Source organism: Limnoraphis robusta BA-68 BA1 (genome assembly GCF_034932365.1).
Taxonomy (GTDB): domain Bacteria; phylum Cyanobacteriota; class Cyanobacteriia; order Cyanobacteriales; family Microcoleaceae; genus Capilliphycus; species Capilliphycus robustus.
Genome location: NZ_JAYGHR010000051.1, coordinates 1 through 6,947, shown reverse-complemented (window position 1 = coordinate 6,947; position 6,947 = coordinate 1). Strand labels below are relative to the sequence as shown.

General features: G+C 46.1%; 6 protein-coding genes. 2 read left to right on the top strand and 4 right to left on the bottom strand.

Features of this window, described 5'->3' with window-relative positions:
- Positions 1 to 133 precede the first annotated feature (133 nt).
- The 4 genes from VB836_RS13200 to purE all read right to left on the bottom strand — a co-directional run bounded on the left by VB836_RS13200 (position 134) and on the right by purE (position 5,322).
- Positions 134 to 970, bottom strand: a complete 837-nt coding sequence (locus VB836_RS13200) for a GDSL-type esterase/lipase family protein (RefSeq protein ID WP_046281387.1) — start codon at positions 968 to 970, stop codon at positions 134 to 136.
- Positions 971 to 1,047: 77 nt separating this feature from the next.
- Positions 1,048 to 2,295 (bottom strand): RNA-guided endonuclease InsQ/TnpB family protein, encoded by a 1,248-nt coding sequence (locus VB836_RS13195; RefSeq protein WP_323219731.1) that lies wholly within the window; start codon positions 2,293 to 2,295, stop codon positions 1,048 to 1,050.
- Between the two features lie 424 nt (positions 2,296 to 2,719).
- Positions 2,720 to 4,255, bottom strand: coding sequence for an ammonium transporter (locus VB836_RS13190; protein WP_323219730.1), 1,536 nt, complete (start codon positions 4,253 to 4,255; stop codon positions 2,720 to 2,722).
- 503 nt (positions 4,256 to 4,758) lie between these two features.
- Complete coding sequence (gene purE, locus VB836_RS13185) at positions 4,759 to 5,322, bottom strand: 5-(carboxyamino)imidazole ribonucleotide mutase (protein WP_323219729.1); 564 nt, start codon at positions 5,320 to 5,322, stop codon at positions 4,759 to 4,761.
- Positions 5,323 to 5,342: 20 nt separating this feature from the next.
- Here purE and nagA point away from each other — a divergent pair, with 20 nt between their 5' ends.
- Both nagA and VB836_RS13175 read left to right on the top strand, forming a co-directional pair.
- Positions 5,343 to 6,533, top strand: a complete 1,191-nt coding sequence (nagA, locus tag VB836_RS13180; protein WP_323219728.1) for an N-acetylglucosamine-6-phosphate deacetylase — start codon at positions 5,343 to 5,345, stop codon at positions 6,531 to 6,533.
- Between the two features lie 78 nt (positions 6,534 to 6,611).
- Positions 6,612 to 6,824: a DUF2839 domain-containing protein gene (locus tag VB836_RS13175; protein ID WP_046280986.1), complete on the top strand. Its 213-nt coding sequence runs from the start codon at positions 6,612 to 6,614 to the stop codon at positions 6,822 to 6,824.
- Positions 6,825 to 6,947: the final 123 nt, after the last annotated feature.

Below are 6,947 nucleotides of genomic sequence, written 5' to 3'. Positions count from 1 at the left end.
GGACGGGGGAGGCTAACGCCAATGGAGAGGATGTAAGACCAATTCGCGGACGCAAATCCAAGATGCGGCAATCTTCTGTGAAGTTGGAAGCCTACACTTTACCGTCAGGTCAGTGTAGGTAGTTCACAACCTCTCAAGGCTGTAATTTGATTTGGCTAAACAGTTGTATCCCCGACATCCAAACTAAATAACCTTTGTCGTTGAGATGAAGACCATCTGTACTCAGTTCTGAACGGAGTTGTCCCTTCTCATCGGTAAATAAAGGATGTAAATTTAGATAAAGCGCACCTTCGGCCAGGGCGATCGCTTCTAGTTCTCGGTTCAGATTGCGGATACGGTGATTGGGAATGGTTCGGAGGCGATCGCGACCTTCCCAAGATGCCTTTTCTGCACTATGCGGTAAAATAGACTGCACCACAATTTGAGTATTGGGGTGAACCCAACGCAAATCTCGAACAATCTCCCGATAGTTATTTAATAGGGTTTGATCATCAACACCTCGGATCAAGTCATTGATGCCAATCATCACAAAAATCGTCTCAGGTTCAGTAATATCCAAAGCCTTCAACCGCTTCAGTAAACCCGCAGAGGTTTCACCCGAAATCCCCTGATTGAGCCAAGTTCGTTCGCTGGGTAATAAATCCGAGGGAAACCAGAGACTTAGAGAATCTCCCGCCAACACAGTTAAACGTTTCGGGGGGTTCGTGGCTACAGCTTGGGCTTCCCGCTCTAACTGTTCGACCCACTCTTGGTAAGTCCACTGATGACGCAACGCCAGTCGTGGAGTGGAATCAAGGTTTGAGAGCTGATCAGTTTCTAGGGTGTTAGTCATTACTGAAGCGTTGGCCGGAGAATTCTCCGGCAAGCTTTGGCCTCGCATCAAAAGCAATACAACGGCAAATACAAGCACTCCGTTGCTAACCAGAGACAACAAAACCCAAGTTGGAATCGTTTTCAAGCGAATAGACACAGGATCGGATGCAACTGAGAAAATAATCCATCTCCTTTTTGACACTCCCACGTCGTAAACGACGGGGATTCTTCATTCTACGACTCGACTTGCTGAGACAGGATTTCTCCTATCACAGTAGAGGACAAATCTCCTGAAGCGTTTTGATCTAAGATCCAAGTTCCGCTATGCCCTAGCGTACTCAAAGCTGAATTCAGAATATTAATTGCGGCGTTATGATCCCTGTCTAACTCGCACCCACACCGACAAATATGAGTTCGAGTTGATAGAGATTTTTTAACGGTTGTTCCACAATTTGAGCAATTTTGAGAAGTATAAGCGGGGTTAACGGCAACCGTTACCCGACCAAACTTGCTTCCAAAATACTCCAGCCATTTTCTGAATTGATACCAACCCGCATCATTAATTGACTTGGCTAGACAATGATTCTTTACTAAGTTCTTAATCCTCAAGTCTTCGTAGGCGACCAAATCGTTTGATTGGATTACGCAACGCGCCAGTCTTTTGGCGTGTTCTACACGTTGTCTACTTATTTTGAGGTGTGCTTTGCCCAGTCGTTTAATGGCTTTTAATCGGTTGGCACTGCCAATATTTTTTCGAGAAACGCGCCTTTGATAAAGCTTTAATCGCTTTTCGTTTTTTCTGTAGAAACGAGGGTTGGGTTCAGTGTTGCCATTACTATCGGTGTAGAACTCTTTTAATCCTACATCTAACCCAATTGTTTTCCCTGTCGGTTGTATTTTTATTTTCACATCGACTTGGATGCAAAATTGAATGTAATAGCCATCAGCTTTTCTAACCAACCTCACTCGTTTAATTTGTTCAGCCGGATAGAATGCCAAGTCCCAAGTCCCAATAAGCTTGAGCTTTCCAATCCCTTTTTTATCGATAAATTCAATATGTTTGGGATCTAAAAGTCTCCATCCGCTCTGTTTGTATTCAACCGAGCGAGAATTCTTCTTGAATCTTGGATAACCTGCTTGGTTCGCATAATCTCGCTGTACAACGGCGAGTTGCGAATCCGCTTTTTTGCCGGGTATTTTCTCTCTTGGTGCGCGTTTCTTGCAGTTATCGAAGAACCTAGCAATAGCTGACCAACACCGTTCTACAGATGCCTGACAAGCGTGTGAATTCAAGTCTTTGACAAAAGGGTACATAGCTCGGAGTTCAGTGTTATATCGATACAACTCTTTTCTTCCGAGTCCGCGATTATCCATCCAATACCGCAAGCAAGAATTCCGAACAAACTGAGATGTTTGGATGGCTTCATCGATTGCTTTATATTGATACGCTTTTCCTTTTGCTTTAAATTCGTAGACGATCATTGACACTGGCTTGCTTGGCGTATAATATTATGGTACCACATAGATGCTATATGCAGAAAGTAAGTTAACCGTCGTAAACGACGGGGCTTGCATCCCGCTTTTTTTCGGTCAATTTAGCATTCTGCTTACCCAATCAGTTATAGCAGAAGTCAGGAGACACCGAGACACCGAGACAGAATTGAAACCTTTATCATAAAAGGATTTGACAGAAAAACAGTGTCCTAATCAAAGGCTTCGACTGCTATATCACTCACCAGTGTTTAAAGTTTTTGCCTGTCTGCCAACAAAAAAATCGTCCTTTGCCAAAATTAAAGGAACAAAGGACGAAGGAAAATTTTAGCGCTCAACCGTTCACCGTCTTGAAAAGGCGCTGCTTGCGGTTAACCCGCTTTTAGGGTCAGAAAATGTAGAGACAGGTAACACCCTAATAACTGCTGGTAATGCTGCCGCTACTACTGGGAATTCCCGTTTCACTGCCACCAATACTTGCAGGGCCAGCTTCTTTGAGAAATCCATTGTAAGCTTCCATCCCGTGTTCAGCGATATCTAAACCTTCATATTCCTGTTCAGGATGAACCCGAATTCCCACAGTTGCCTTGAGTGCTAGCCAGAAAATGGTACTCAGAAGCACGGTAAAACCACCAACCGAGAGAATACCCAGAATTTGAGAACCCAGTTGACCAAATCCGCCCCCATAAAATAAGCCCGATTTGGTATTAAACAAACCAACCGCTAAAGTGCCCCAAACCCCACAACACAAGTGAACCGAAGTTGCACCCACCGGGTCATCAATCTGGAGTTTGTCAAAGAAGCCAACCGCATAGACAACCAAAACCCCTGCAATCAAACCGATAATTACAGCGCCCCAGTAGCTCACACCATTACACCCGGCTGTAATTCCCACTAAACCCGCCAGAATGCCGTTAATAATCATCGATAAATCGGGCTTACCGTCTTTCCACCAAGAAACGGCTGTAGCCGCAACACCACCAGCAGCACCCGCTAAGTTGGTCGTGACAGCAATATAGGGAACAAGTTGATCAGCAGCTAACTGAGAACCGGGGTTAAACCCAAACCAGCCAATCCACAGAATCAAACATCCCAGTGTTGCAAAACCCATATTATGACCGGGAATCGCGCGGGGAGAACCATCTTCGCCATATCTACCCATACGTGGCCCCAAAAAGGCAGCCCCCATTAAAGCGGCCCAACCGCCCACCGAGTGAACCACCGTTGAACCTGCAAAATCTGAAAAACCAGCCGCAACTAGCCAACCACTGCTATCCCAAACCCAATGACCTGTAATCGGATAGGCAATCCCAACTAACAAGACGCTAAACAATAAAAAGGCGACAAATTCAATTCGTTCAGCAACCGCTCCCGATACAATCGTCGCACCCGTTGCCGCAAAAGCAACCTGAAACAAGAAAAACACACTAACAGGTAAACCAGCCGGGAAAGGATTAAGTCCATAGGTTGCTGATTCTCCAGACAGGAAATAACCACCCCCCCCAATAAAAGGATTCTCCCCCCCAAACATGGCAGAAAATCCAAACGCCCAGAAAATCAAAGTGGCAATGGCAAACACAATCAGGTTTTTCGCCAAAACATTCACGGCATTTTTGTGGCGACAGAACCCTGTTTCCAGCATGGCGAAGCCCGCATTCATAAAGATGACCAAAATGGAAGCAATCAGAATCCAAATGGTATTGAGAAGACCCTGAACATATTCCGGTGTTAGGGGTTCAGCATCTTCTTGAGCCAAAGCCGCTAAACTCCACAGTCCAACAATAATAGCTGCTATCGGAATACAGGCAATCCAGCTTAGAGATAACCATCTAGGTCTAAAAAATCGAGCGAACCGGGTGGCTAGCCGACTAGACACAGAATTTCCTCTATAGGAATACGCTCTGTTAGTTGTGACCGTTGACTTTTTTCTAGGAAACATTGCTTTAAACATCAAAACTACACATCAATGGCATTTATGAAACAGGTTGAACAAGACATTGAACTTGTGTGATGGCAACCCAGACTTGACGAATTTTTCCCAACGTTTAGGATCGTAGGAGGCGCGAGTCTCACCCATTGCCATAGACACAATTACTTCTCATGGCATGACTCACAGTAGAAGCCACGCTCGGTTGGGCTATCGGAAAATCTTCTGCATCTGATCGCATCAATAGCAACTCAACAGTCTCAAAAACGGACTGTGAGCGCGCTGATTGCTTTGTCTAGCATCATCAGCCAATTTGCCAATATTATCGCCCCTGGAAGCTACAACTTAAGATGCTGGCTCTGCACTCAGAGTCCATAATCTTTCAAACCAATTTGAGTGAACTTCTGCGCTTCGCAGATTACATCTTTTCTGTATCGCTGCCGACACAAGCTATGGCTCGATTAAAGCGGTAGAACAACAGAAAGTTTGTATAATGAACTACAGAAATTCATCCACAGGTGTCGATTTTATCCCGAACCCTGGGCAATTTGTTCTCGCAAATATTGAGAATAGCCCAATTGTTCTAGACGATGCTGCTTCTCTAGAACCGACTGTTTGAGCCTATGACGATACTCTAGAACCTGCTGCAACAGTTCCGGCTGATGAGAGGCTAAAATCTGCACCGCCAACAAACCCGCATTTTGAGCATTCCCGATCGCCACAGTCGCCACCGGAATTCCCCTGGGCATTTGAACAATCGAATAAAGAGAATCAACCCCTTGCAGATGACGGCTTGACACCGGAACCCCAATAACGGGTAATGGAGTCAGAGATGCCACCATTCCCGGTAGATGAGCCGCACCGCCCGCTCCGGCAATAATCACCTTTAACCCTCGCAGGTGGGCGTTTTGGGCATAGTCTACCATTCGTTCGGGTGTACGATGAGCGGAAACAATCGCGACTTCGTGAGCTACCCCAAACTCTTCGCAGACGGCGATCGCCTCTGCCATCGTGGGTAAATCGGAATCGCTCCCCATAATAATCCCCACTTGGGGAATATCTTGATTTTCCGGGTTCAATATAGAATTCAAAGTTGAAGTTTTGACTGACAATGACAAATACAGCGACACAAACCGCCGCCTCGATTGATATTATCAATGCCCGTTTGCCAGGAGACGACAATCTACAGCAAATTTTAATTCGTCAAGGTCAGATTTTGGCCATTCAACCCCACAACCCCCAATATTCCTCGGATTTCCCAATTTTGGACTTACAAGGAGATTGGGTTTCTCTCGGTGGCGTTGATCTGCAAATTAACGGGGCTTTGGGTTTAGCCTTTCCAGATGTCACCCCCCAACATCTGCCCCAACTCCTAGAAATTGGTCAATACTTATGGAATCAAGGGATTGATGGCTTTCTACCCACCCTTGTCACCACAACCGTCGAAAAGATTCAGCGATCGCTCGCTAGCTTTGCGGAATTTATCCAAACACCCACCTCAGCAAACACCGCCGAAATTCTTGGGGTTCATTTAGAAGGGCCATTTCTCAATCCCGAAAAACGAGGCGCCCATCCCCAAGACTGTTTACTTCCCCTAACTCTCGATCACGTTAAACGAGTTTTGGGCGACTATGCCGATATTGTCAAAGTGATTACCCTCGCCCCAGAATTAGACCCCACAGGCGAGGTTATTCCCTTTTTACACCATTTAGGAATCACCGTCAGTTTAGGACATTCTCAAGCCACTGTTGAGCAAGCGCATTTTGCCTTCTCCCAAGGGGCGACTATGGTGACTCATGCGTTTAATGCCATGCCCAGTTTACATCATCGCCAACCCGGACTTTTAGGGGCGGCTTTGGTTCATCCAAACGTTCACTGTGGCTTGATAGCCGATGGACAACACGTATGTCCAACGATGATTCAATTGTTGCTACAAGCCGCTAGAGGGAGACAAGAAACACCGGGAATGATTTCGTCGGGTGTTTTTCTCGTCAGTGATGCTTTAGCCCCTTTGGGTTTAACCGATGGAATTTATCCTTGGGATCAGCGACAAATTCAGGTACAAGGGGGAACGGCTCGTTTATTGGACGGAACTCTCGCCGGAACTACTCATCCTCTGTTCGTCGGGGTGCAGAATTTGGTTAAGTGGGGCGTTTGTTCAGTTTCCCAGGCGATCGCTTTAGCCACACTCGCCCCCCGAGAAGCGATCGCCCAGTCGGGGATGCTCAATTCTAGTGGGACTCAACTGTTACGATGGCAGGAACAAGAAGATTTGACTCTGACTTGGCAACGGCTGTTTTAGGATATGTCAAACAGTACATTTTGAGGGATAATCAAAAAATAGCCGCTATCAATTGTGAGATCCTCACATACAAAAATTATGGGAGAAGCCAAGCGTCGCAAAGAAGTTATGGGAGATCACTATGGTCAGGAAGAAAAGATCTTGCCTTGGCTCCCAATCACGAAAACTCAAAGCGAACAATTTATGCAATGGACAACCCGAGGAGCTTGGGTTGGGATTGGATTGGTGGTTTTATTCTGGATTACGATTCGGTTTATTGGGCCTTCTTTTGGATGGTGGCAAGTAGAGTGAACTACCTACACTGACCTGACGGTAAAGTGTAGGCTTCCAACTTCACAGAAGATTGCCGCATCTTGGATTTGCGTCCGCGAATTGGTCTTACATCCTCTCCATTGGCGTTAGCCTCCCCCGTCC

Coding starts and splice junctions, on each gene's coding strand:
- VB836_RS13175 (WP_046280986.1), top strand. CDS start 6,612: ATGGGAGAAGCCAAGCGTCGCAAAGAAGTTATGGGAGATCACTATGGT.
- nagA (WP_323219728.1), top strand. CDS start 5,343: ATGACAAATACAGCGACACAAACCGCCGCCTCGATTGATATTATCAAT.
- VB836_RS13195 (WP_323219731.1), bottom strand. CDS start 2,295: ATGATCGTCTACGAATTTAAAGCAAAAGGAAAAGCGTATCAATATAAA.
- VB836_RS13190 (WP_323219730.1), bottom strand. CDS start 4,255: ATGTTTAAAGCAATGTTTCCTAGAAAAAAGTCAACGGTCACAACTAAC.